Annotated in this window: 25 protein-coding genes; 12 read left to right on the top strand and 13 right to left on the bottom strand. The window is 48.4% G+C overall.

Going from position 1 to position 25,602, the window contains the following annotated elements:
* Positions 1 to 700 precede the first annotated feature (700 nt).
* Positions 701 to 2,431, top strand: coding sequence for a proline--tRNA ligase (locus tag OB236_RS34590; protein ID WP_262688123.1), 1,731 nt, complete (start codon positions 701 to 703; stop codon positions 2,429 to 2,431).
* Here OB236_RS34590 and OB236_RS34585 read toward each other — a convergent pair.
* Positions 2,424 to 3,164, bottom strand: coding sequence for a hypothetical protein (locus tag OB236_RS34585; protein ID WP_262688121.1), 741 nt, complete (start codon positions 3,162 to 3,164; stop codon positions 2,424 to 2,426). The two genes, OB236_RS34590 and OB236_RS34585, sit on opposite strands and share 8 nt — an antisense overlap.
* A gap of 315 nt (positions 3,165 to 3,479) precedes the next feature.
* Between OB236_RS34585 and OB236_RS34580 the strand changes: the two genes are divergently transcribed.
* From OB236_RS34580 to OB236_RS34570, 3 genes are all read left to right on the top strand, one after another.
* Positions 3,480 to 4,427, top strand: a complete 948-nt coding sequence (locus tag OB236_RS34580) for a glycoside hydrolase family protein (protein ID WP_262688120.1) — start codon at positions 3,480 to 3,482, stop codon at positions 4,425 to 4,427.
* 76 nt (positions 4,428 to 4,503) lie between these two features.
* Positions 4,504 to 4,992, top strand: coding sequence for an 8-oxo-dGTP diphosphatase (locus OB236_RS34575; RefSeq protein WP_076231176.1), 489 nt, complete (start codon positions 4,504 to 4,506; stop codon positions 4,990 to 4,992).
* Between the two features lie 129 nt (positions 4,993 to 5,121).
* On the top strand, positions 5,122 to 5,508 hold the full coding sequence (locus tag OB236_RS34570; RefSeq protein WP_262688118.1) for a hypothetical protein: 387 nt from the start codon (positions 5,122 to 5,124) through the stop codon (positions 5,506 to 5,508).
* Between the two features lie 213 nt (positions 5,509 to 5,721).
* Here the strand turns inward: OB236_RS34570 and OB236_RS34565 are convergent, their stop codons facing one another.
* Together OB236_RS34565 and OB236_RS34560 are read right to left on the bottom strand one after the other, a co-directional pair.
* The gene (locus OB236_RS34565) at positions 5,722 to 6,252 is read right to left on the bottom strand and encodes a TlpA family protein disulfide reductase (RefSeq protein WP_262688117.1); all 531 of its coding nucleotides are present in this window, start codon (positions 6,250 to 6,252) and stop codon (positions 5,722 to 5,724) included.
* 2 nt (positions 6,253 to 6,254) lie between these two features.
* On the bottom strand, positions 6,255 to 7,325 hold the full coding sequence (locus OB236_RS34560) for a YVTN family beta-propeller repeat protein (protein ID WP_262688116.1): 1,071 nt from the start codon (positions 7,323 to 7,325) through the stop codon (positions 6,255 to 6,257).
* Positions 7,326 to 7,458: 133 nt separating this feature from the next.
* Between OB236_RS34560 and OB236_RS34555 the strand changes: the two genes are divergently transcribed.
* From OB236_RS34555 to OB236_RS34540, 4 genes are all read left to right on the top strand, one after another.
* Positions 7,459 to 8,445, top strand: a complete 987-nt coding sequence (locus OB236_RS34555; protein ID WP_256711309.1) for a sulfurtransferase — start codon at positions 7,459 to 7,461, stop codon at positions 8,443 to 8,445.
* Between the two features lie 15 nt (positions 8,446 to 8,460).
* A complete protein-coding gene (locus tag OB236_RS34550; protein ID WP_076231166.1) occupies positions 8,461 to 8,856 on the top strand; it encodes a rhodanese-like domain-containing protein in 396 nt (131 codons plus the stop codon).
* Entirely contained in the window at positions 8,856 to 9,116 is a 261-nt protein-coding gene (locus tag OB236_RS34545; protein ID WP_076231163.1) for a sulfurtransferase TusA family protein, read from the top strand. Before OB236_RS34550 ends, OB236_RS34545 begins: the two co-directional genes overlap by 1 nt.
* Positions 9,117 to 9,185: 69 nt before the next feature.
* A complete protein-coding gene (locus tag OB236_RS34540; RefSeq protein WP_262688115.1) occupies positions 9,186 to 10,304 on the top strand; it encodes a YeeE/YedE family protein in 1,119 nt (372 codons plus the stop codon).
* 99 nt (positions 10,305 to 10,403) lie between these two features.
* Here the strand turns inward: OB236_RS34540 and OB236_RS34535 are convergent, their stop codons facing one another.
* Positions 10,404 to 11,429, bottom strand: a complete 1,026-nt coding sequence (locus OB236_RS34535; RefSeq protein ID WP_262688114.1) for a zinc-binding alcohol dehydrogenase family protein — start codon at positions 11,427 to 11,429, stop codon at positions 10,404 to 10,406.
* A 122-nt stretch (positions 11,430 to 11,551) separates the two neighbouring features.
* On the opposite strand from OB236_RS34535, the gene OB236_RS34530 reads away from it, so the two are divergent.
* From OB236_RS34530 to OB236_RS34515, 4 genes are all read left to right on the top strand, one after another.
* The gene (locus OB236_RS34530) at positions 11,552 to 11,893 is read left to right on the top strand and encodes a winged helix-turn-helix transcriptional regulator (RefSeq protein ID WP_076231156.1); all 342 of its coding nucleotides are present in this window, start codon (positions 11,552 to 11,554) and stop codon (positions 11,891 to 11,893) included.
* Positions 11,894 to 12,024: 131 nt separating this feature from the next.
* A complete protein-coding gene (locus OB236_RS34525; RefSeq protein ID WP_262688186.1) occupies positions 12,025 to 13,023 on the top strand; it encodes an ABC transporter substrate-binding protein in 999 nt (332 codons plus the stop codon).
* Positions 13,020 to 15,083, top strand: coding sequence for an iron ABC transporter permease (locus OB236_RS34520; protein WP_262688113.1), 2,064 nt, complete (start codon positions 13,020 to 13,022; stop codon positions 15,081 to 15,083). Before OB236_RS34525 ends, OB236_RS34520 begins: the two co-directional genes overlap by 4 nt.
* 242 nt (positions 15,084 to 15,325) lie before the next feature.
* Positions 15,326 to 15,913 (top strand): YdcF family protein, encoded by a 588-nt coding sequence (locus OB236_RS34515; protein WP_076231151.1) that lies wholly within the window; start codon positions 15,326 to 15,328, stop codon positions 15,911 to 15,913.
* Between the two features lie 8 nt (positions 15,914 to 15,921).
* On the opposite strand, the gene OB236_RS34510 is transcribed toward OB236_RS34515, so the two are convergent.
* The 9 genes from OB236_RS34510 to OB236_RS34470 form a co-directional block, all read right to left on the bottom strand.
* Positions 15,922 to 16,383, bottom strand: a complete 462-nt coding sequence (locus tag OB236_RS34510; protein ID WP_262688112.1) for a DinB family protein — start codon at positions 16,381 to 16,383, stop codon at positions 15,922 to 15,924.
* Between the two features lie 69 nt (positions 16,384 to 16,452).
* Positions 16,453 to 17,670, bottom strand: a complete 1,218-nt coding sequence (locus OB236_RS34505; RefSeq protein WP_262688111.1) for an MFS transporter — start codon at positions 17,668 to 17,670, stop codon at positions 16,453 to 16,455.
* A 117-nt stretch (positions 17,671 to 17,787) separates the two neighbouring features.
* Positions 17,788 to 18,687, bottom strand: a complete 900-nt coding sequence (locus tag OB236_RS34500; RefSeq protein ID WP_262688185.1) for an AraC family transcriptional regulator — start codon at positions 18,685 to 18,687, stop codon at positions 17,788 to 17,790.
* A gap of 159 nt (positions 18,688 to 18,846) precedes the next feature.
* On the bottom strand, positions 18,847 to 19,740 hold the full coding sequence (locus OB236_RS34495; protein WP_262688110.1) for a sugar phosphate isomerase/epimerase family protein: 894 nt from the start codon (positions 19,738 to 19,740) through the stop codon (positions 18,847 to 18,849).
* Positions 19,741 to 19,756: 16 nt separating this feature from the next.
* The gene (locus OB236_RS34490; RefSeq protein ID WP_262688109.1) at positions 19,757 to 20,683 is read right to left on the bottom strand and encodes an NAD-dependent epimerase/dehydratase family protein; all 927 of its coding nucleotides are present in this window, start codon (positions 20,681 to 20,683) and stop codon (positions 19,757 to 19,759) included.
* A 4-nt stretch (positions 20,684 to 20,687) separates the two neighbouring features.
* Positions 20,688 to 21,608 (bottom strand): sugar phosphate isomerase/epimerase family protein, encoded by a 921-nt coding sequence (locus OB236_RS34485; RefSeq protein WP_262688184.1) that lies wholly within the window; start codon positions 21,606 to 21,608, stop codon positions 20,688 to 20,690.
* A 92-nt stretch (positions 21,609 to 21,700) separates the two neighbouring features.
* On the bottom strand, positions 21,701 to 23,362 hold the full coding sequence (locus OB236_RS34480; RefSeq protein WP_262688108.1) for an extracellular solute-binding protein: 1,662 nt from the start codon (positions 23,360 to 23,362) through the stop codon (positions 21,701 to 21,703).
* A 114-nt stretch (positions 23,363 to 23,476) separates the two neighbouring features.
* Positions 23,477 to 24,373 (bottom strand): carbohydrate ABC transporter permease, encoded by an 897-nt coding sequence (locus tag OB236_RS34475; protein ID WP_262688107.1) that lies wholly within the window; start codon positions 24,371 to 24,373, stop codon positions 23,477 to 23,479.
* A 16-nt stretch (positions 24,374 to 24,389) separates the two neighbouring features.
* Positions 24,390 to 25,358, bottom strand: a complete 969-nt coding sequence (locus tag OB236_RS34470; RefSeq protein WP_262688106.1) for an ABC transporter permease — start codon at positions 25,356 to 25,358, stop codon at positions 24,390 to 24,392.
* Between the last annotated feature and the right edge of the window lie 244 nt (positions 25,359 to 25,602).

Below are 25,602 nucleotides of genomic sequence, written 5' to 3'. Positions count from 1 at the left end.
ATAATTTTGGGATGAACTGTAACCGGACAGACTATTAGCAAAATATTCTGAAAATTTAATAAGATTCTAAGCTTAGCTTAAGCTTTCTCTTCGGCAGGCGGCGTATAATGAAGCACATACCAACAAATGGAGGGATCGCCATGAGTCACGTTAAACATTTTCTGATTGGTTTTTTCTATAGCTTTATTGCCATTGCTGCCCTGCCCGTTCTGCTTATTCAAAGCTTGCTGGAGTTATAAAATCAGCTGCATCCTGACATCATTTTCTATCATTATTGCCATAAAGGAGCCGTCATTTCCGTAGCTGCTGCTGCTGCTGATGTGACGGCTTCTTCTCAGCTGTATATAGCTGACTCAAGTGGAGGCACCCAAACCCATCCATTATCGCTAAATGGCTGCTATTGCTAAATGCGTTCGTGTACGGTAAATTGATAGTATATTCATTAAGCTACAGGCTTTAACCAAGGACATACGGTTAACGGTATGATTGCTCAGAGAGGGTGCACTCGGCTGCAAGGCGCCCCAATCATCGTTCAACCCTCCCACCTTGCAGCCGCGATGGGGAAATCCGTCGCCGGGGAAACCCGTTATTCCGTTTAAGGACTGCCGTTGTCAAACGGTGGTTAACTATAGGGTGGTACCACGAAACCGCATTCGTCCCTAACGAATGCGGTTATTTGATTTGGAGGAGGAGCTTGATCATGAGACAACGACACGCATTAATTCCTACACTACGAGAAACCCCATCCGATGCAGAGGCCGCCAGTCACCAATTGCTGCTGCGGGCAGGCTTTATTCGCCAACTGGCTGCCGGCATCTATACCTACCTGCCTTTAGGTCGAAAGGTTCTACGCAAGCTCGAAGCTATAGTCCGGGAAGAAATGGATCATACCCAAGCCCAGGAAATCTTAATGCCTGCTATGCAGCCTGCAGAGCTATGGCACGAATCAGGACGACACTCGGTGTATGGACCAGAGTTGATCCGTTTTCAAGACCGCAATTCCCGAGAGTTCACCCTTGGACCGACTCACGAGGAAGTTGTCACATCGCTGATTCGCGATGAAATCAATTCCTATCGCAAGCTTCCTGTGATTGTGTATCAAATTCAGAGTAAATTCCGGGATGAACGGCGTCCACGGTTCGGACTGCTGCGCGGAAGGGAATTTGTGATGAAGGATGCCTACTCGTTTGATACAAGCTGGGAAGGTGTCGATCAAGCTTATCAAGCTATGTACAGCGCCTACCACCGCATATTTGATCGGTGTGGTCTGAAATTCCGTGCAGTTGAAGCGGATGCTGGAGCCATCGGCGGCGAGGGCGGCACCCACGAATTTATGGCATTAACAGATATTGGCGAAGACACGATCGTAACTTGTGAGAGCTGTGGGTATGCCGCTAATCTGGAGCGAGCCGTATCACGGATGCCTGCTGAAGGCTTCAATGGTTCAGATCCGTTAAATCATTTGGATCGCTTGGATATCGAAAGGATCGCAACTCCCCATATGAAGACAATTGACCAGCTTGTACATTTTCTGAACGTGTCGGCTGATCAACTGATCAAAACCTTGATTTATATAGCCGATGGCCAACCAGTAGCCGTGTGTGTCCGCGGCGATCACGAGGTTAATGAAACGAAGCTCAAAAACTTCCTGAATGCCGATAGTCTTGAGCTTGCCGACGCCGATACAGTTGCCCGCGCCACCGGGGCGCCCTCTGGTTATATTGGACCCATGCAGCTGTCCATTGCCCTATATGTGGACCAGGAAGCTGCTCGCATGGACTCGGCGATTACCGGAGCCAATCTCACAGGCTTCCATCTACGTCATGTACGGCCAGGGCGGGATTTCACTCTGGAGCATACAGCGGATCTGCGCAACGTAGAGGAAGGTGACCTCTGTATACATTGCGAAAGCTCCTTAAAGCTGACTCGCGGCATTGAGATTGGTCATATTTTCAAGCTCGGTACCAAATACAGCGAGCCGCTGAAAGCAAGCTTCGTTGATGCTGAAGGTAAGGAACAGCCTATCCTGATGGGCTGCTATGGAATCGGTATCTCACGGCTGCTGTCAGCTGTGGTGGAGCAGTCTCATGATGCGTTTGGTATCGTATGGCCGTTCTCCATCTCTCCCTTTCATGTCCATATCGTGCCCGTTTCGGTGCAGGATATGACCCAGATGCAGCTGGCCGAGAGCCTGTATGCGCAGCTTGGCCAGCTTGGTGCCGACGTACTGCTGGATGACCGCGAGGAAAGACCTGGCGTCAAGCTTAAGGATGCCGACCTGATCGGCATTCCTATACGTATCGTTGTTGGCAAAAAGGCTGGCGAAGGATTGATCGAATGGAAGGAACGTGGCGAGGCAGAAGTGCTTGTACTCACCAGCGAGGAAGCCATTGAGCTTATTACTCTCAAACTACGCGGTGCAGTTAACTAAAGAACTGGATAACCTGCTTTTTCAATAAAGGCAAGTTTGTCTTCAATTGTTGAAGCCGGTGTCCGTTTGCTCCAGATGGGTGAGGAAAACCGGACAAGCAGCTCTGACGCTCGATGACTCCTTGTGAGACGAGGAGATTCAAAGCATCCTCCACCATTTTCCCCAACGGTATGATGAGTGGATTTGCGAGCTGTTTCAGTTCATTGTTCAGGGTGCTGCACATATATGCCGATAAAAATTGTGATTTTACCAGCTGTGGATTGTGCCCTGTATAATTAAGTCCGTGTGAAAAAACAGGATATTTAATAACCGACGACGTATGGAGCCATTCATCCTGATCTTCAAATAATCGCGTGCACGATGAAAGTCCGAGCACTGTGTCCAGTTCAATCTGATCGAGCATGCTGCACAGGTTTTTCCTCATCGTACCGGCAAATCTCGCAGCTTGTTTAGACCTGTAGGCGATTTGTTCGAGCGACAGCCCTGCATCCACATCCTGTTTGGCTTGTCTGAATGCCAGCTCCATTTGTGTCCAACCCGGAGTAATGCCAAGTATGACCAGCTTCGCAGCTTGATTGATATACTCGTTATGAGGAGCATAATACATCTCCAGCCCACCTTCCCTGTGAAGAAGAAAATCGGGAATAAGCAGATCCTGCTTCGTTAAAGGCTTATCGGCAGGCAGCCGCTGGATTGCATCTATATAATGGTGAAGCTGATTCCAATCCTGCATATAATCACCATCCTGGTAAAAGGTAACTTTCTTTTCATGCTATCAAAGGTTTAGTATATCAAATATTCCTAGAGTCCGGTGAAGAACGAGCGCAGCGGCCAAATGATCCTGGAGAAGCGTAAGCGTTCGCCTTTGAAATCGTGAATAAACCGCTTAATCTCATCCAATTTCACGATTTCAACAGCGATCGGAAGGATATTTGGCCGCGCAGCGAGACTTATTCATCGGACTTCTAGAGATACCACGATTCATCGCAAGAAAATCAGAGTAACTGAAAGAACAGTTCATTTCCATACAACGGAGGCGAAATCGGCTATGTCAATAAATGAGTTTGCTCCCAAGGCACCTTTATTCAGAGATCCGATCTATGATGGCGCGGCTGATCCGGTCGTGATTTGGAACCGTCAAGCTGCCGAATGGTGGATGATTTATACGAACCGCAGAGCTACAGCCGGAGGCCTTGGAGTCCAGTGGGTGCATGGGACCGATCTGGGGGTGGCTTCCTCTGCAGATGGCGGACAAAACTGGCTGTATCGGGGAACACTTACCGGACTTGAGCTGGAATGGGGTCGTAATACATTCTGGGCTCCGGAAATCATCTGGCATGAAGATCAATATCATATGTATGTGAGCTATATTCAAGGAATCCCGCAGCAATGGGCAGGCCACTCGCGCCATATCATTCATTATACAAGCCCTGATTTACTGAAGTGGACTTACCAATCCCGCTTACAATTAAGCTCGGAGCGTGTGATCGATGCCTGTGTGCACAAGCTTCCAGACGGCAAGTTTCGGATGTGGTATAAGGATGAAGACCATCATTCGCACACCTATACTGCGGATAGTGATGATTTGTACAATTGGACGGTAGTCGGACCCGTGATTACAGGTCGCGGTCATGAAGGACCTAACGTATTTATCCTTGGCGGCAGCTATTGGATGCTAGTCGATGAATGGCGGGGACAAGGCGTGTACCAATCAGAGAATGGTATAGACTGGGTGAACCAGGGGCTTATCCTTGATCAGCCTGGACAGCGTGAGGATGATCAGGCAATTGGCCTTCATGCCGATGTCGTGGTCCAGGGCGAGCATGCCTTTATCTTTTATTTTACTCATCCGGAACGCAAACCGGGTCAGCCGGAACGTACCTATCAGGATCGCCGGACCTCGATTCAGGTCGCGAAGCTTACGGTTAACGATGGCAGGCTGATTTGCGACCGGGATGCACCTTTTGATTTTCGCATGATAGCCCCTGAATCCTGAAGCAAGATTACTTATTATCCGGAGGCCGGTGCTACTTGCACCTTGAGCTTCTATTCAATGGAGATGAAACGATCCGATGAGCAACATAGAACCACTGCCCTATACTTATGGAATGTACACGATGTGCCTCGTTCAGGACGGAGACCGTGTATTGCTGGTAAATCGCCCAAGCGAAAAAGGATTTCCAGGTTATATCGGTCCTGGCGGCAAAATCGATTTTCCGGAAAGTCCTACTGATGGAGCTATTCGCGAGGTGCTCGAGGAAACCGGATTAACCGTTACGAAGCTGGTCTATAAAGGAATGGCTGAGCATGTCGAGCCACAAACCAATTACCGTTACATGGTATTCAACTATGTGGCTACGGCTTATGAGGGTACCCTGCTGCACAACCCGCCCGAAGGCGAGCTCCTCTGGGTCCCGATCAGCGAGGCTTTGAATCTCCCGATGCAGCCGTGGTTCAAGGAGCGATTTCCTTTGTTCTTCGAAGAAGGAACCTTTGAAATCCATGCTGTATGGGACGGAGAAAGCAAGCAGACACTGGAGAAAACGATCAAGAAGCTGTAGACGTTCTGAGCCTGATCCTCTCCATATCGGCCATTTATTGAAAGTTAGTAAAACTGTCAGTACCCATCTATCAATTTAAATCATAGAGTATAGTGCACTTAAATCTACTTATGAAAGGAGTGCATTCATATGTCTGACAAAGTGACTCTATCAACCGGTGTGCTGACCAGAGAGCCTGGAACTATTACTGCCGTCATCAATCTTGCAAATGTGGACAAGGACGATTCACACCGTATTACTGTCGAAGTACTGGATTGGTCCTCCTATTCCGACCCTGTACTACTTCCAGTGCTTATCGGCGATAACGTTCCAGTAGTATTTCCCTACCGCCTGGCAGGCAATAATTTGGCTGTGATGTATGCTGATTTAGATGAAACTGTCGATCTCTACGAAATCCGGATTATATCTCATAAACACAAAAAAATTATCGCCAACTGTTTTGGAAGAAGTCTTCCTCCTTATACCAGTCAGCAAGGAAATACCGTTCTTCAAAGCCAGCTCATCAAAATTAATTAACCACTGGTACAAAATGCTGCCTCTTAACCTTGAGAAGACAACAGCCGCCCAGCATAGTTTATGCTGGGCTTCTTTTTTTGGAAATGGATTAGCTGTTGTTGGATTGGAATCCAGTCCCCCAGTGGACCGCAGGCTCCGCATAATGCAGCAAGCCCCGTAATAAAGCCAACTGGATCGTTAGCTGCACTACGGGGCGAGCACTTTTACAATCATTTATTTACTGAGCTCAATAATTCTTTTTTCCAAATACTTCGGCTCAATGACATGGAGCACTTCCAACACGGTTCCGTCCTTGTCAATCAGATAGTTCGTCGGAATCGCCTTATATTGGTAGGCGTCCATGCTTCTTCCCTGATAATCCAGCAGCACCGGAAATTTAAAATCAAATTCCTTGACCATATCCCGGGCATTGGCGATCTCATCCTGTACAGTGACATTCACTGCGTACACATCAAAACGATCCTTATATTGGTTATACAAGCGTGCTAAATCGGGAGCCTCATCACGGCAGGGCGTGCACCAGGAGGCCCAGAAATTCAACAGCAAGGGCTTATCCCGCTTGCCCCCCACCTTGTAAGTCTGTCCGTCAAAAGCAGGAAGCTCCAGCGCTGGAGCAGCCAGACCGGGCTGAGGACCGACTCCCTCCGGCACAGCAGCCTTATTCTGTTGGGTTTGGACTGCCTGATACACAGCAAAGCCAGCCATAATCAGGATAACGCCCATAATGATCCAGTTACGCTTCATAACTAACAGCTTCCCCCGATACCTGGCAGCGCTTTGAGCTGAATACCGTGCGGCTGCGCCCCGACTTTAATATGCTCCACGACCTCCTGCTTGACGGTATCGATAACGACAACCTCATCAGAGCCGCTCAGCGTCACATACGCTTTGCTTTGCTGACGATTAAAGGAGATATGTCTGGCACCGGACAAGCCCGTTAACGATTTGATCACCTTGCCGCTTGGCAAATCAACAAAGCTGACCGCATTGCCTTCCATACTGGTTACAATAGCGGTTAAACCATCTTCCGTAACAACAACATCTGTCGCACCCGGGGCTACGCTAATTTTACTAAACTGCTTGCCGTCAGCAGTATCGTAAATCTCCAGCGTATTATCGCCTGCGCTCGGAACGTACAGCTTTTTCCCGTCATCGCTGACCTTGATCGCACGCGGCACTTTACCGGTCGGAATCGTCTGCTGCAGCTGCTTGGTTTTGACATTGACAACATATACTTTATGGTTTTCATGATCGCTTACATACAGCTTGTCACCGAAGAGCACGAGATAATTGGTTTTGGCACCTGCCCCCAAATCAATCGTTCCGGCCTCCTTGCCTTCCTTCGTATCGACCAAATAAATAAATTGATCAGCAACAGCTGCCACATACAGCATTTTATTATCAGGCGACAGCACCATGCCGTGCGGCATCGGTCCGACCGGAACTTCCTTGGTCACTTTCAGCGTTTGTGTATTAATGAAGGAAACTGTGCTGCTGTTCATATTCGCGGCATAGGCTTCCCGCATGGTCGAAGAAAAAATAACGGTAGACGGAGCCTCTGCAAGCGGAATCTTGCCGACCACCTTACTCGATACGACATCGATCACCGATAGGCTGTTGGTTTTTTCACTGGGCACATAAAATTGGACGCTCGTTAATTTGCCGGCAGAGGATTGTTCGGTATTTACCGATTCACCACCAGCTCCGGGTTTGGTTTGCAGGCGCTGTGCGGCCTCCTCCTTCGTCTCCATCGCGCAGCCGCCTAATAAGACCGACATGGCAATAGCGATAATCATCATCTTTTTTGAGTGTATCATTGCAGGCTCTCCTCACAACTTGGACAATTTATACATAAATAAATCATTGTATTTATATCGGAATTAGTGCTATTATACAGGAAGAAAAGCTTTAAAATCAACAATTCATTTCATCATGGGGGGAAATTAAAAAATGAAAAAACCGGTCGTTATGATTACATTATTAGCTTTAGCCATTGTATCCGCAGCATGCGGAAGTAAGGATGCCGCCAAACCAGCAGCCAGCACACCAGCAACTACCGCGGCCGCGAAGCCTGAAGCTGCTGCAGCCTCTGCTTCCATCAAGGCAACAGACCCGTATCCGAACGCACAGCTGTTAGCTGATGTGAAATGGACTGAGGAGCATCTGAAGGATGCTAAAGTAAAAATACTGGATGCTCGTGCCAAAGGCTATGAGCAAGGACATATTCCCGGTGCATTATCGCTGAATTCCGGTCTATTGAAAGATGCCGCGAATAACACCATTGTAGCCAAAGATAAATTTACTGAGCTATTTCAAAATCTCGGTGTAAGCAGCGATACCACTGTTCTTATCTATGATGAAGGCAATTCCTTGAATGCTGCTCGTGTTTTTTACGCATTGGAGTATTACGGACACAAGGATCATGTTAAAATACTAAATGGTGGTTATGCTGCTTGGGCTGCAGCCTCCAAGGAAGTATCAACCGACACCCCTGCTGCACCTGCCAAGGGTAATTTTGCAGCCGCACCTAATGATAAGCTAATTACTACAAAGGAGCAACTAAAAGCATTGGATATTCAACAATGCACGCTGCTTGATGTACGCTCTGCCAAGGAATTCTCCGGCGATGACCTGCGCGGCAACCAAAAAGGCGGTCACATCGATAAAGCTGTCAATCGGGAGTGGAGCGATGCTATCGATGCTAACGCCAAGGACGGCGTACCTGTGTTTAAAAGCTATCTGGATTTGACTAAAGCATTCGAGCAAACCGGTGTCGACAAGGATAAGAGCAAAACCGTTATTCCTTATTGCCAAACCAATATCCGTGGAGCACACACTTACTTTACGCTTCGTCTGCTGGGTTACACGGATATTCGTCCTTATGAAGGTGCGTTTGCAGAATGGGGCAATGCCGCTGATACAACTGTTGTAAAATAGAAAGGAGTCAACTCCATGGCACAAATTATTGAAGGTGTATCCCACATTAGCTCACAGGAGCTGCAGGATATTGTATCCGATACAAACAGCTCTGTCATCATCATCGATGTTCGTGAGCCAGAGGAATACGAAGCAGGTCATATTGAGGGGCTTCCATTAATTCCGATGGGTGAGATTGCCGACCTGATGGATCGTTTGGACCCGAGCAAAGAATATATCTTCGTCTGCCGGAGCGGCCGCCGCAGCTATGAGGTCGCCAAGTTTTTTGGTAATAACGGCTTCGAACGCGTGCATAACCACTTGGGCGGCATGCTGAATTGGCAGCAGCAGGGACACGATATTGCGTTTGGACCTGCCGAGGACATCATCGAGAACTTCAAACCTGAGCAATTGGAAAGGAAGCGTGGATAATGAGCTTGAACGAACAGCAACTACTTGAAATCAAACCGGATCATATTGTCGATGCTATCGGCGAAGTATGCCCTCATACCTTAAATCTGGCGCTGGCTGGCTTGAAAAAAGCCAAGTCTGGTGAAATTGTCGTTGAAATTACCGATCATTCGATTGCAACCAAAACCATTCCAGCGGCCGTGAAAATGAATAAATACGGAGAATTCCTCGGTGTCGCCAAAAAAGGCGGTAACTATCACATTTTTATCAAAAAAGCTTAAGCTGCACGATGAGCAAATCCTGATGCGGATTTGCTTCTTAATTTATTAAAGGTTAGGACGGTTTACATCATGGCTTATACTTGGGATGTCTTTTTAATGGCTGCTATCTTTGGATTTCTGTACGGGTTTCTGCTGCAAAAGGCGGACTTCTGCTTTGTGGCCTCGATTCGTGACTGGATCAGCGTCAAAGATACCCGAATCCTGAATGGCGTGCTTGTACTGATTGCAACAGCTTTACTTGGCTGGGGACTCGTGCTGACCCTTGATATCAAAAGCGTGTCCGACATCTGGACTGTACCGCTTGGCGGCGCTAACCTGCTCGGCGGCATTTTGTTCGGTATCGGTATGACGATTGCTGGCGGCTGCGGCTCGGGAACGCTGTACCGCTGCGGTATGGGCTATATCCAATTTTGGATCGTGCTGTTGTTTGCCATTGCCGGTAATCTGCTGTTTGCACTCATTTATGATCCTTGGGCGCGCGATGCGCTTAAACCTCTTACTGTACTAGAAGGCGGATATACGCTGTTCTCATGGCCTTTGCCCTATTATTTACTTCCTGTAGTTATCGTAGCGGTTATGTTGGCTATAGCGATTTATCGCTTCGGGCTGAAAGGTTTTGTTGGCGGCATCAAGTCGTCCTTGACGGATTGGGAAGTAAGCCCTCTGAAGCAGTCCCACTGGGATATTCGGTTGGTCGCTTTCCTGATCGGAGTGGTAGCTACCATTCAATTCGCATTGATGTCCAATGTCAGTATTACCGGGCCTGAAACGAGAATCGGAGCGGTTGCACTGGCGCAGCTGTTGGGAAATGATTTTGTATTTAACAATACGTACCTGAATGCGATGTTTGCCGATTTTCCGCGGGTTGGACTTGGTCCAGAAGAAACACTCATTATTTTTCTGGTGATCGGCTCATTTGTCGCATCTCTTCTAAGCGGCAGCTTCAAATTCCGTATCCCGAGAGCGTCACGGCTTCCTTTTGCCATTGGCGGAGGTCTGTTGATGGGTGTATCCTCACGGATCGCACCTGGCTGCAATATTGCCAACGTCATTACGGGAATCGGCGGTTTATCCTTGAGCAGTGTGATTGTCGTTATTGGCATGATCATCGGAATTGTCATCGTCGTCGCGTTTGTATTCAAAATGCCGCTGATGCTGTTCCAGCGTAGTGATGCTTTGGATGACTGACCACCTGCATGTGAACAACCTAAAAACGTCTAACCTCTTATTACTCGGGGCTAGACGTTTTTTGCTGTTCCAACATCCATGTCGCCATAACCAATCTGCTTAAAAATGCTCCAGGACGATTTTTCCAATCGTACGGCCAGACTCCACCAACTCATGAGCCTTCCGCAGATTCGCCGCGTTAATCGGCGTAAGCCGTTCTGTCAACGTGGTACGGAGCTCTCCGGCATCAACCTTGGCCGCAACCGCATCCAACAACCGATGCTGCTCAATCATATCTGGCGTCTCATACATCGCTCTTGTAAACATAAATTCCCAGACAAAGGTCGCGCTTTTATTCTTCAGCGGCATCAGATCGAGCTGCTCGTCGGTCTCTACGATTGAGCAGATTTTACCCTGTGGGACAATGATATCTAACATTTGCTTCCAATGCTGCTGCATTTGATTCAGACAAAAAATATAGTCGACGCCTGCAAAGCCCAGCTCCTTAAGCTGCGGAAGAAACGGTTCATAATGGTTGATCGTATAATCGGCTCCGTGTTCTTTGACCCATGCCACCGATTCTGGACGTGAGGCTGTGCCAATGACCGTTAGTCCAACTCCCTTTGCGATCTGCGTTGCTATCGAGCCTACACCTCCGGCAGCACCTATGATCAAAATCGTTTGACCGGCATTATGTTCAGGACGTTGAGAGATACCGAGTCGATCGAAAAGTCCTTCCCATGCCGTAATCGTCGTTAATGGCAGGGCTGCCGCTTCAGCATAATCAAGCGTCTTCGGCTTGTGGCCCACAATTCGTTCATCAACCAGATGAAATTCGCTGTTGCCACCAGGACGGGTAATACTCCCCGCATAATACACTTCATCTCCGGGCTTAAACAGTGTGCACTCCGGTCCAACAGCCTCCACTACCCCGGCAGCATCCCAACCGAGCACGCGTGGTGATGCTTCTGTACGATCCTTCGGTGCCCTCACTTTCACATCAACGGGATTAACGGAAATCGCTTTGACCTGTACGAGCAGATCGCGCCCTTGCACAGTCGGTTTTTCCAGCAACACATCCAGCAGACTTTCCTTATCTGCAATAGGTAAATATCGGTGTAAGCCAACAGCTTTCATTTGAATCATCACATTCAACCCTTTCGTTTATGTTACCATGCACTCATTATATGTGATAAAATCGTTTTGCATAAGTACGCACATTAATGTTGTATAGGTACATTCTGTATACTATGGAGAGTGAAGCTATCATGAGAAATCGCAAAAGCGGCTACGGACCCGCATGTGAAGACGGATGTCCGGTCGAATTTACACTGGATGTCATCGGTGGCAAATGGAAAGGCGTTCTGCTCTACCATCTGATTGACAGCACCAAGCGGTTCAACGAATTCCGTAAGCTATCCCCCGGCATAACCCAAAGAATGCTTACCTTACAGCTCAGGGAGCTTGAGGAGGATGGTATCGTACACCGGGAAATCTACCGTCAAGTACCGCCAAAGGTAGAATACTCGTTAACCGAGTTCGGACGTACACTCGTACCGATCATCCTGCTCATGAAGCAATGGGGTGAAGCCTATAAGAGTAAGAAATAGCTTTTTTTCTTGACAATTCGCTTGATAATCATTATCGTTTAAATGATCTTGATAATCATTATCATGATAGTGGTGGATCGTTGTTGAACAACGTCCCTAAATCTCTATAAGGAGTTGTCATTGTGCAAAATATGTTCAAGTCTGTTACAGCCATATTAAGTTTAATCCTCCTATTTCTGATCTCAGCATGCGGCTCTGTCCAAAACCCGGGAGAACCTGCTTCCGCTCCAACCGCTCAGCCCCCTGCCGCCTCTGCTGCCACCAAGACGATCAAGCATGCGATGGGTACCGTAGAAATTAAGGGTACACCCAAGCGTATCGTAACCCTGGAATGGGTGTATGCGGAGGACCTGCTGGCACTTGGTGTTCAGCCAACAGGCGTAGCCGACATTGCCGGATATAAAAGGAATTTCAGTATTCAGCCACAGCTGGCTGCCGAAACGGTAGATGTCGGAACACGACAGGAATCGAATCTGGAGGCTATTGCCGGTCTTAAACCTGACCTTATCATTACCTCTGCCAACCGTGCCAAGCAAAATTACGAACAGCTAAAAAAAATCGCACCCACGATCGTATTTGACTCGTATCCGGCTGAAGGTGCAGGTGATCAATATACGGAGATGGAAACGACCTTCAAAACAATCGCCGACCTCACCGGTAAAACAAGTGAAGCCGACAAAGTTTTAGCCGATTTGCAAAAAACGTATGCTGACTCCAAAGAAAAGCTGAAAGCAGCGAATAAGGAAGGCGCCGAGTTCGTATTAACCCAAGCCTACAGCAACCAGAATGCGGCACAGCTGCGGTTGTTCACTGACAATTCGATGGCTGTACAAATTTTGCAGCGGGCCGGTTTGAAAAATGCTTTCAAATCGAGTAAATTTGAAAGCTTCGGTTTTACAACAGGCTCGGTTGAACTGCTGCCTTCTGTACAGAACGCCAACTTTCTATACATTGTTCAGCCGGAAGATAATGTATTCGAGAAGCAGCTGAAGGACAACGCCGTGTGGAAAGGGCTCAACTTTGTAAAAGAAAACCGTTCTTACATGCTGCCTGGAACTACGTGGGTATTTGGCGGTCCGCTATCTGCTCAAGTATTCGTCCAGCTTGCGACCAAGGCCATTGCGAAATGACAACCCGTGAAATCGCCGCACCTCTGACATCGACAAACACGGTAGGCTGGAAGCCGGTCCTTGTATTCGGAGGCGGCTTTCTTGCGCTGATCGTGCTCCTGTTTGCCAGTCTGACCCAAGGTGAAGCCAGCGTCACGATGCAAACAGTCATCGATGCGCTGCTGCATCCGCAGGATATCCCTTCCCACCACCTGGTACTCGGTCTTCGTATGCCCCGGGCCTGTATCGGAATGCTTGCAGGTGCCGCACTGGCTGTGGCCGGGGCTTTGCTGCAAACTGTAACACGCAATCCACTCGCTTCGGCATCCACACTCGGACTTAATGCAGGCGCCTACTTCATTATCGTATTGGCTGCCGTTTATTTTCCGGGCCTAAAGGCTAGCATGCCGCTGCTGCTCGCGCTCATTGGCGCTTGCGGCGCGGCTGCTATGGCGTATCTGATGGGTGGAGGCCGCAGAAGCACACCGGTACGGATGGCACTCGCGGGACTGATTGTTTCCCTCGTGCTGTCCTCGTTCACCAGCGCGCTGCAGCTCATTTATGAGAACCAAACCTCCGGCCTGTTCGTCTGGGGGTCCGGCTCACTTGTACAGAATGACTGGGTCGGTGTCCGTTATGCTTGGCCATGGGTCACGCTCGGTATAGCTGGTGCTATATGGTTTGCCCGTCCACTCGACCTGCTGGAGCTGAATGAAGAAACATCGGCTTCACTCGGTCAAAGCGTCGCCTTTACCCGGTTTGCTGCTTTAGGTCTTGCTGTTCTGCTGGCAGGTGTGACAGTCAGCGTAGTGGGACCGATTGGCTTTATCGGACTAATAGCCCCGCATCTTGTACGATTGATCGGGCTGCGCCGCCATCGTATGCTGCTGCCTGCAAGCGCCCTATGGGGTGCTGTCATACTGGTGGGCGCTGACACTGTAGCCCGCATGTTCCACAGCACGCTTGGTGAGCTTCCGGCAGGTGCAGTGACCGCATTGATTGGCGGGCCATGGCTCATCTGGCTCGCCATTCGGGGTATCCGCGAGCAGCGGTCGGCAGAAGGCTCTTCGTCCATGAGCGTCGGCAATCTGAATAGAAAGATTCCGTATAGTGTGCTTGTCCTGACCGTCAGTGTGGCACTCGTCCTGCTGATCACAGTCAGTGTGATGGCTGGCTCGATGAGGCTGTCATTCTTAGAGGTGTGGTCGATCTGGAGCGGCGGAGGTACGGAACTTGCCCGTAATATTGTCTTTAACCTGCGGCTGCCACGTATCCTTGTTGCTGCCATGGCCGGTGCAGCGCTCGCTGTCGCCGGCGTGATGATGCAAGGCGCACTACGCAATCCGTTAGCCGATTCATCGATTGTCGGCGTTACCGCTGGTGCAGGCTGCGGCGCTCTGCTGCTGCTGGTCGCCTGGCCGCAGGCTTCGGCAGCGTGGCTTCCTGTCGCTGCATTGGCTGGAGCTTTTGCCGCAGCCGCAGCGGTATATGTGCTTGCCTGGAAAAAAGGATTGAATCCGGTTGTTGTCGTGCTTGTCGGTATCGCTATCTCCGCGATAGGATCGGCCGTTATTCAATTCCTTGTCATCAAATCGGGGGTTACTGCCGCCGGAGCCATTGCCTGGTTGGCAGGAAGCACATATGCCAAAGGCTGGGAGGACCTCATCGGCCTCACAATTGCCAATATTATCTTGCTGCCGCTTGCCTGGCTGCTGGGTCGCAGGGTCGATCTACTCGCATTTGGAGATCAGGTATCGTTGGGTCTGGGCCTTAAGCTGCAGCGTACGCGACTGATCACAGCCGCGATTGGAGTGGCGCTTGCCGCAGCTGCAGTAGCCAGTGTAGGGACTGTAGGCTTTATCGGATTGCTTGCCCCTCATGCCGTACGTTTGTTTACTGGTCAACATCATCGTCACTCTGTTATACTGTCCGCGATGATAGGCGCCTTATTGCTCGTCGGAGCCGATATGATTGGCAAATTGGTTTTGGCTCCCAAGGAAATTCCTTCTGGAATCATTGTAGCGCTCTTGGGAACTCCCTATTTGCTGATACTCATGTACCGAAGTGCTGTACGACGCTAATCATTAACCCTGTTAATCATAACGCTCTTTACTTCAGCACACTTTCGCCTCTTCCGCTTTTGATTCACCAAACTTCCAAAACCGCTGTTACGGCACATGATTCAGTGACGTCCCAGCGGTTTTTACATTTTTTTCAACAAAAATACGGTATGAGTGGATAAACAGAAGCAATCTGGGTAATAAAAAAATGGAGCCTCGGCATATCAAAGAAGCTTACAAAATTCATAAAAGGAGGGACTGACATGCTTGTCTCGCAAATCCATACGGATCATCTGACCAAGGAACACATACATAAGCTGCTCTACGCTAATATGGACGATGACGGGAAACAGGGTGATTGTATCTTCGTATTCGGAAGCCGCAATGCCGTCACCTACCGCGTTCCCAAAGCCGTCGAGCTGTACAAGCAGGGACGCGCCAATAAAATCCTGTTCACAGGTGGCGTATTCGACACCCCTGAGGCCAAGACGATGAAAAGCAGTGCCATTCAGGCCGGTGTATTAGAAAAGGATATTATTATTGAAACCCGCTCCAAGCATACGAAGGAAAATGTACTGGCCGCGTTATTCGTGCTTGATCGGGCGATCGGACTCCATAAGATCAAAAGACTGCTTGTCGTCACGACCAATTATCATATGAGACGCTGCCTGCTCACGCTGCAGACCTATATGCCGGACTGGATCGAATACACCATATGCAGTGTAGATGATAAAGTGACCCGGGCTGACAATTGGTGGCTGCATGAAACGGGCACCAAACGGGTTCGACAGGAGATCAATAGCCTTGTCAAATATATTAGACAAGGCCAAATTCGTGATTTTGAATGTTAGTAGTCCTCTTACCCTTTCACCAGCACCTTGAGCATCGCTTGGATCATTCCCGCATGGTTGTTCTCATGAAGCAGATTGGTCAATAGAATCTCTTCCACATTGTCAGCTTTGGCAAAGTTTTCTTTAACCGAAGCTTGCAATTTTCCTGCAAAAACTTCGCGTATCCGAATTGGCTGCTGCTTCAATTGCTCAATGATCGCTTCCCACGTCGGCGGTTCCTCCGTCCAATCGGCAGGCTTCGTGCCACTACCGAAGAAGGCACGGTACTCCGCAGGAATCTGGACAGCTTCTCCGGAAAATCCAAAGACAAGGCCTTCCGTTATCGTTAGAATATGACCGATCTGCCATAAGATCGAATTGTTAAATCCCGTCGGGACTACATTACGCTGCTCTGCTGGACATTTATCCACCAGCTGCAGCAGGCGGTTACGGTATTTGTCCACCGCGTCAAACATAAAAGTTTCTCTCATCGATTAGCCTCCCAAATTTTGCGCATATTTTACACATACATCTTATCATAGCTTTGAAATTTCGGAGGATCAAGCAGGTCTAACGGGATTTTTCTTCATACGCTGAAAAGCCCATACCATAGCACCAACTCCAATCATGCAGCCTCCTGCGGTACAAACCCCATTCCATTCTCCGATACTCCAGGCATAGCTGCCAAGCGCCGAGCCTATGGATCCACCAATAAAGGTACTCACCATAAATACAGTATTAATCCGGCTTCTGGCCTCTGGAGCCAAAGCATAAATTCTCGCTTGATTGGAAATTTGAGAGCCTTGCACACCCAGATCAAGCAAAATCACACCCAAAATCAAACCCCACAGATGAGAGCCCACTGTCCAGAAGGAAAGGTAGGATAATAAGGCCAAACCAATAAAGATACCTACCATCCCCGTCGCACTGAACCGGTCGGTTAAACGGCCTGCCGCCGGAGCCACAGCAGCTCCCAATACGCCCACCAATCCAAACAAGCCCGCGATCTCACTGCCATAATGATAAGGGCTCCCCTCTACATAAAAGGCAAGTGCCGTCCAGAACACACTAAAGCCGCCAAACAATAAAGCCCCCAGTAATGAGGCTTCGCGAAGGACGGGCTGTGTCCGGATCAGCTCTGCAATCGACTTCATTAGCTGCCGATAGGTGATAGCAACCTGCGGCTCGGCTTTGGGCAGCACCTTCCATAGCACAATCGCCAGAATTAACATAAGAGCCGCGGCAATCCCGTACATGGAACGCCAGCCCATAAAGCCGCCGATTACACCGGAGACCGTCCTTGCCAATAAAATACCGATCAACAGTCCACTCATAACCGTGCCGATCACTTTGCCACGCTCTGCGGGAGGAGCCAAATGTGCAGCAAGCGGAATGATAATCTGTGTAGTGACGGCTGTGAAACCGACGGCCAGGCTGGCGATATTAATCCATAGGATCGTTTGAGAAGTCGCCACTCCGATAAGCGCAATCATCTCGGCAAGCAGGATCATCACAATCAGTCCGCGGCGCTCCTTCATATCTCCGAGGGGCACGAATATAAACATGCCTACTGCGTAACCGATCTGCGTTAACATGGATACGCTTCCGACTTCCCTCGCCGTTGCATGAAAGGTACGGCCTATATCAGCAAGCAGCGGTTGATTATAATACAAATTAGCTACAGACAATCCGCATGCCACAGCCATTAAAAGAATAAGTGCTTTTGTCATTATCGGCTTGCTGGATTGTTCCCGGGTTTCCATTGCTAGTTCACTCATAACCGTTATGCTCATCCCATTCATCGTTTACTTCGGCTATTAAACCTTTTATTAGTATACTACGATCTCAGGTTCAATACCGCAATATAAACAGGACGATTAAGTATCAAGATGTGCCTAATCCGTAATCGATTTTCTATAGCAGGCTGGTGATGCTCCTGTCCAACGTTTGAACTGCCTACTGAAATGAGCGAGCTCCCGATATCCGATCAGCTCAGCGACATGATCAATGGAAAGCTCCTTTTGCATGAGCAGATGCTTGGCCTTTTGAAGCATTAAGGAGGATAAATATTGACGCGGAGAGATCTGATATCGTTTTTTGAAGATTCGGTTGCAATAAGCGGGACTGATGCCAAGCTCTGCCGCGATATCGTCGATGCCTATTCTGTCCTCATCGACAGAACCGTGTATATGCGTATTTTTAACGAGATTCTCGATTTTTTCGGCAATAAGAAAGGCTAGCTGCTCGTTCATCTTCGGATCAATTTGTCTTTCTTTCTCCGAAGTCAGCTCATCGGCTATCGTCCCAAACAATTGAAACAGCTCGGAAAGCATAAACATACGGTCACTTACCTGCAAGGAAACGTTTTTTTTGGAAAACTCGATCAGTCGGTTCAGGTGGGGCAGCACTTTGCTGGTCATTGGCGAATCACTAGGATAATACGTTTGATTAGAGCCGTTAAGCACTGGAAGCAGTTGACCATCATCGATCTGAAAATGCAAACAAAAATAAGTGAATTCCTTTTCGTTGCCTGAACGATTAAAGTGAACTTCACCCGGCTGAATCAACAGCAGATCACCAGCCTGTTGAGTATATGAATTCCCATTTATTGTAAATTCCTGACAGCCTTCTATCAAGTAATTGATCTCATATTGAAAGTGCTCGTGCGATGGAAAAAACCACGTTCCTTTGACATGGCGTACATGCATGCTGAATAAATGCAGGTTGGTTTGAACATCCTTGGCGAAATATTCCTCCAATGTAAAATCACTCGTTTGCGGTCTTGCCGAATTCACCAAGCTGCTTCACCGCCTTATGGATTAATAGTACGGTTTGTTCACCTCAAATTGCGGCGAAGAAGTCCCGCTGCGCAGCCGAAGTATGGCCAAATTTCCGATTATTCACGATTTCAAAGGTGAACATTTCGCTGCTACAGGATCATTTGGCCGCTTCGCTCAAGCTTTAAAGTTATTATAACCTAGCTGCTGCAAATACTTTTTGCTTATTTGCACAGCGTCCAGAGAAGGATACATCGGACGACCCTTACGGGTCTGGCTCCACTGATTTCCATCTAATTCTACATGAGCATAGCCCTTGTACCCGATCTCCTCCAAGTATCCGAGAATACCCTTGATGTCCACCGTCCCTTCTCCAAGAGGGGTGTATCCCAGGAATCCGGTTGTATCGACCTCCCTGCCTTCGGCATCCTGTTCGACAGGCCCTCCACTATAATCCTTTACGTGAACAATCCCAATCAGTTCATGGTAAGCTTTGACGATAGTCAGCGGATCAGAGCCGCCCTTGGCTATTTGACCCAGATCAGGCGCAAAGCTGACAACACGTCCATCCACAGCATCCATCACACGGTTAATTTCCTCTTCGGTTTCTACAGGCGTGCCTGTGTGCGGATGGAAACAGCATAGCAATCCGTGATCCGTGATCCGCTCGGCCAACTCATTGAGGGTTGAGATCACTTGTGGGATATGCTCTGTCAAAGAAAATTGCTGCCGATTCAGCATTTTACCTCCGATAATAACCGCAGGGCCGTTATATTTTGTATACAGCTTTACCCATTCCATCACCTTATTGATTTCAGCCTCGCGATGATCCGGATTTAATAAATCCAAATGGCAGTACAGGGACGTCAGTTGAAGCTGATTGCGCTCGAAAACCTCCAAGAGATCTCGATTCGCTGCCTCCCACTCCTCCAGTACCCAGCCAAACGTCTCCGTCCCCCAGTAACCGCAAGCTGCAATGGCTGGAACCGCCGTTGCAATATCTTCATCGGCCCAAGTAATAGCCGTGTGTCCAAATCGTATTTGTTTATCAGTTTTGTCTAATTTGTCCATTCAACATCCATCCTCTCTATTCCTGATCCGATTGGTTGCGCCAAGAAAACTGCGGCTTGTAGCCAAGCTTGTTCCGCAGCTTTTGGGCTGTAATGAGTCCCTCCGTCCCTTCCAAATCGGTTGCCATTTCGACCAGATCGGGCCACACCTTGGCGACCACATCCTTCGTATCCTCTACATGACGGCTGTCAGTCAATAAATGAAAAACCTCGAACATCTCCAGATGCTCAGCCTCGATAGCTAAGGTAAAAGCTTGCGCTGCATCACGCGGATCGACATATTGATAGGTGGTACCTACAGGGCCGCCGACATGGTCGGGCCGTGCTTCCAGCGTAATTCCATATTTGTAGTCATCCTTGCGAAACGGCCAATCAATCCCCTGCAGACGAAAAGCGACCGCACGAATCCCATACGCTCTGCTATAGGCGTGCAATATTTCTTCTCCGAACACCTTGGACAACGCGTACGAATCCTCAGGTCGATTCGGATGGTCCTCATCAATCGGCAAATAATCGACCTGGAAAGGAGTCCCGCTAAGTCTTCGTCCCATACCCAGAGCATAGTAGGAGGAGGCAAACGCAACGGTCTTCACATGCTTGAATCGGCGGGCGGCGTCCATCAAGTAATACGTTCCCATTGTATTGACCTTCATGCACTCGTCCTCCGGCAGCTTTTGAATTCGCGACTGGCCTGGATGAAGCTCGGTATCATAAGGAATCGCAGCCAGATGAATGATCGCTTCCGCTTCGGATAAGGAAATCGCCCGCATGCAATCCTCTAGAGTTGTCAAATCTCCTTTGACAAACTGCACACCCTTGGGATAATCAGCTGCATTCGGTGCAGCACAATCAAAGCCGGTTACCCGGTAATCCCGTTCCACTAAATACTCAATGACATACCGTGCCAGTCTACCGCTTCCACCTGTTACCAGAACACTTTTCATCTGCTTACCCTCTCCCTGATTGATTTTGCAGCTCTTTCAAATAAGCTACGCTTTGCGCATAAAATTCAGCTACCTGTACACTGACATCTCGCTCCGGGTCCCACCTCATCCAGCCGGGCTCTATAATCAGATGCAAGCCTTCTGCACGAGGGCTGCGCTCAGCCAACAGCTGAACCGCTCTGGGCAAATCGACATGCCCTTCACCAAAGGCACAGCCGAATGCCGTAAACGGGAGATGGCCTCTTATCGGAGAATCGACCACAACCATGTCCTTCATGTGCGTAGTAAAAGCATAGGGTGTCAGCGCTTCAATATCTTCATTCGGATCGCAAAATACCGTAAACCCATTCGCCGTATCCAGCGCAGCGCCGACATGAGCGGAGTCAACCTTATCGAACAGCCGGGCCATTTCGCGACCGGTAAAATCACAATGATTTTCCACAGCCAGTAATATATCTGCATCCTTTGCGATGGCAGCCGCTTCCTGTAATGAGGGGAGCAAAGACTCGATATGATCGTGGATGTTCACACTCCGATTGAAACGGCTGCTAGTGATCTTCAACCGTCCATAACCGGCTCGAACGACAGGCATGTTCAGCAGCTTGGCAGTATCAATAGCCTGCAGAAATTGGGATTTAGCCTCCTGATCTACGTTCACGCCAGCCAATTGAAATACGCCGGGAACAGATGTCTCCAGTTCAATTCCCAGTGTCTCTGACAGCTTTCCCAGTGCCTTCAATAACTCTAAGTTTTTGGGAAGATGACGAGTCTGCAGCACCGTACATCCGAGCTCTGCTGATCTGCGCAGCAGCCACTCAGCGGAACATTCCTCTCCCACTTCCGTGGGAACGGGATAAAAGCCCCCCTGCATCCCGATTTTCATCGAACGTACTGTAGAGCTGATGGCTGTATCCGATGGTAGCACCAATAAGCTCATCCCCTTTTAAATGATCAACAGGGAAAAGGAAATCTTTCCCCGCTGCCTATGATCCTTGATTTTCGATTCAGCTGCTTTGCTTATTTCTTGCTTCCTTTCCATTTGGCATCGTATTCCTTTTGCATGATGGAGATATATTCATCGTTCCCCATGTTCTTCAGCTCAGCCTGGAACTTATCCCAATCCTTCTCAATGTCACGGTTGCCTACAATAAAATCCGCGATATCGGCTTCCAGCTTTTTAGAAATTTCCGTCTTTAATTCATTAAATCGGGTTGCCGTCTTCGGTTCAAAGAAAAACTTCGGCACCGAAACCTTGCCAGCCGTCTTGTCGTACAACTTGGCTGCATTGTACAGCACCTTTTCCAGGTCGAATTTGCCGTCTGGGAGCACTTCCCTTGAATCCGATCCGAACGGAGGCCATGTGGAGTTCGCCCCTGACCAGTGCGCATTTTGCGGCTCCCCCCATAAATCCTTGCCTACCAGCTTGAATTTGGCCGGTTCTCCATTCGCCGCAAGCGTACCCTTCGGCACTTCCCAATTAACACCCTCTACCCCGTAGCGGCTTCGTAAATAGGCTTCCTTGGAATACATAAAGTCGACCAATTTCATCACAACATCCGCATTCTTGCCATTGGCTGGTATGGCGAATTGGTAAGAACCGACAACGCCAAACTCATTGAAATACGAGGTTTGGAATCCGCCAGGTCCTTTTAACGGGGGCACAATCTCATAATTTAATCTTGTTGCATCATTAGCCGCAAAGGCATGAGGGCCGCCACTCGGAACCGCAGCCACATTATTGCCGTTGTTCAGCTCGACAATTTGCTTCAACTGCGCCTCATCGTTAGTGAATGAGGTCTGATCGATCAAGCCTTCCTTGGAGAGCTTGTTCAGGTAGCGAATGCCATCTCTCCACGCAGGTGTCGTATACGCAGCGATGACCTTGTCATCCTTCACATACAGACCATTGGCGTCCTGATAGGTGAACGCGTTCATAATAAATTGATCGGCCTTGGCGAACCAGCTCGTTTTTGAACCGACAATTCCGATTTCATCTTTTTTGCCATTGCCATTCGGGTCCTTTTCCTTGGCAGCCTTCAAATATTGGTACAGCTCATCCGTCGTTGTCGGCACGGACATATTCAGGCTTTTCAGAAACGATTTATTGACCCAGAACCGCATAGCACGGTCGCAGTTATAGCATATGCCCGCCTGTGCGAGTCCATAAATATGACCATCAGGTGCTGAGGTAGCTTGTTTGATATTGGGGTATTCGGTATACATTTTTTTAATATTGGAACCATGCTTGTCTATCAGATCTTCCATTTTCCGAATAATGCCTTGTGATCCATAGGTGGCAAGCGAAGAATTGTCCAGAGAAAAGTTGCCCATGATCAGATCACCGAGGTCGCCACCCGACGAAAGCTCCAGATTCAGCTTGGTTTTGGCATCAGCCGCCGGATAAAAATTCCACTTGATATGAACGTTGGTCTGATCCTCCAGCCATGTAGTCAGCTCATTTTTGCCATATTCCCAGGATAAGACGTATGGGCTCGAGGGGACGGTAATCGTGACCGTGACCTTTTCCTTGGAAATAGGCAGTACCCCTTCAGCCGATAAGTTGGTGTCCGTCGATTCTTTCTTTGCCGTATCTGCCGGTTTCTCTGAGCTGCATGCGCTTAACACGATTGCCATACACAACAAGACCATGGCCATACGGTTATATAACTTTCCTCGCATAAACATTCTCCCTTCGATTTTTGTGTCCTTCGAACCTGTTTATCTATATACAATCAAATCGGCCTTTTATCTAAATCTCTCTGAGGACCACTTCCAGGGCCGATGTACAACCACTTATCCTTTGATGGATCCAATCATTACGCCTTGAACAAAATGCTTTTGCACGAACGGATACACAAGCCACACGGGTAAGCTGGCTACAATGATGATCGAATATTTGAGCAGATCGGCCAGCCCCTGCTTTTTGGTCATCAATTCCGGATCTGTGATCGAAGCAGGATCTACCTCATTTTGAATCAGAATATCCCGCAGAATGATCTGTAACGGAAAAAGCTCCTTGCTCTTCAAGTAAATAAAAGCGTTAAAGTAAGCATTCCAATGAGACACACCATAAAAGAGCACCAGCACCGCGATAATCGCTTTGGACAAAGGCAGCACGATACTCCACAAAAATCTCAGGTGCGAGCATCCGTCCATGGAGGCGGCTTCAAAAAGCTCATGGCTGATCGTCGATTGAAAAAAAGTACGGGCGATAATCATATTCCAGACAGCAAGTGCGCCCGGAATGATTAAGGCCCATCTCGTATCGATCATCCCTAGCTGTTTAATTAACAGGTAGTTCGGAATCAAGCCGCCTTGAAAGATCATCGTAAAAGCGAATGCATACATAATGAGGTTGCGGCCAATCATCGTCCTTCGGGATAAAGGATAGGCAGCCATGATCGTGAGGACGACATTGATGCTGGTACCTACAACCGTATACAATATCGTGTTTGCATAAGAAGGGAGTATTCTCGGGTCCTTCAGTATTGCCGTATAGCCTTCAAAAGAGAAATTGACAGGCCATAAAAACACTTTGCCTGACACGACAGCCAGTCTGTCACTGAAGGAAGCGCTGAAAATATATATGAGCGGATACAGCACAACCAGCAGCGCAAGCAACAGGATGAAGTCGTTCAGCATATAAAATATTTTGTCCGCATTCGTTAGCCCTACTCGATTGGATTTCATTGTGCAGCCTCCTTGGTTACCACAAGCTGGTTTGTCCTACTTTTTTGGCAATCTGGTTGACGGTTAAAATGATGATCATATTTACGACCGAGTTAAATAGGCCGATAGCTGTCGCATAAGAATAATTAGGGGCACTGGAAGCTAGACTGACTGAATATACATAAGTGGAAATGACCTCTGAGGAAGAAATGTTCAACGGATTTTGCATCAAATAAATTTTTTCAAAGCCGATGCCCATAATCGATCCGGCATGCAGGATCAAAAGCGTCACGATCGTCGGCAAAATACCAGGAATATCCACATGCCGGATTCGCTGCAGCCGGGTGGCTCCATCAATAGTGGCAGCCTCATGGATTTCTGGACTGATACCCGATAACGCCGCCAAATAAATGATCGTTCCCCAGCCCGTCGTTTGCCAGATGCCTGACCACACATAAATCGATTTGAACCAATTCGGATCACCCATGAAATTGATCGCGTCCATGCCGAATAAGCCAATGCCCGTGTTCACGATCCCTACTCTCGGATTTAAGAACTGCAGGATCATACCAACCATTACGACTGTAGAAATAAAGAAGGGCATGTAGGTGACAAACTGTACGGTTTGCTTGAATTTGGTACGGAGCGTTGCATTGAGCGCCAGAGCCAGTACAATTGGAAGCGGAAATCCGGCAAGCAGCTCATAAAAGCTGATAATTAACGTATTCCCGACAATTTTGGTAAACTGGTAGGAATAAAAGAACTTCTCAAAATATCCAAGACCGGCCCAAGGACTTCCCCATATGCCATCCGTAATCCTGAAATTTTTGAAGGCCAGCTGAAGGCCAAGCATCGGCACGTAGTGGAAAAGAATTAACCAAGCAACCGGCAAAAGAATGATGACGTACAATTGATAATCATGGCGCATTTGTCTGAGCCGTATCCTATAATCTTTTCGGGCTGTGGACATGGCTCTGACTGCAGGCTTCACGGTTGTAGATTGCATAATAATTAACCACTCCTTTTCAGGACACTAAATATTAAAGCGTTTACATTGTTTAATAATAAGTCCAACCGCCCCGATTAATTATCAGTTTATACCCATTTCGTGAAAGGCAACATATCCAAATCGACTTCCATATTTACCCAAATCAATACAAGCTAAAAGGCGGCTTGATTAAGCTCTCCCCTATCATTCACTGCAAATGCAAACATCCCTCACCATGGCTGGCAAGGGATGTTTCGTAGCT

The sequence above is a fragment of the Paenibacillus baimaensis genome (genome assembly GCF_025567575.1).
Note: the sequence above shows the minus strand (reverse complement) of the source record. Positions and strands in the feature narration are given on the sequence as shown.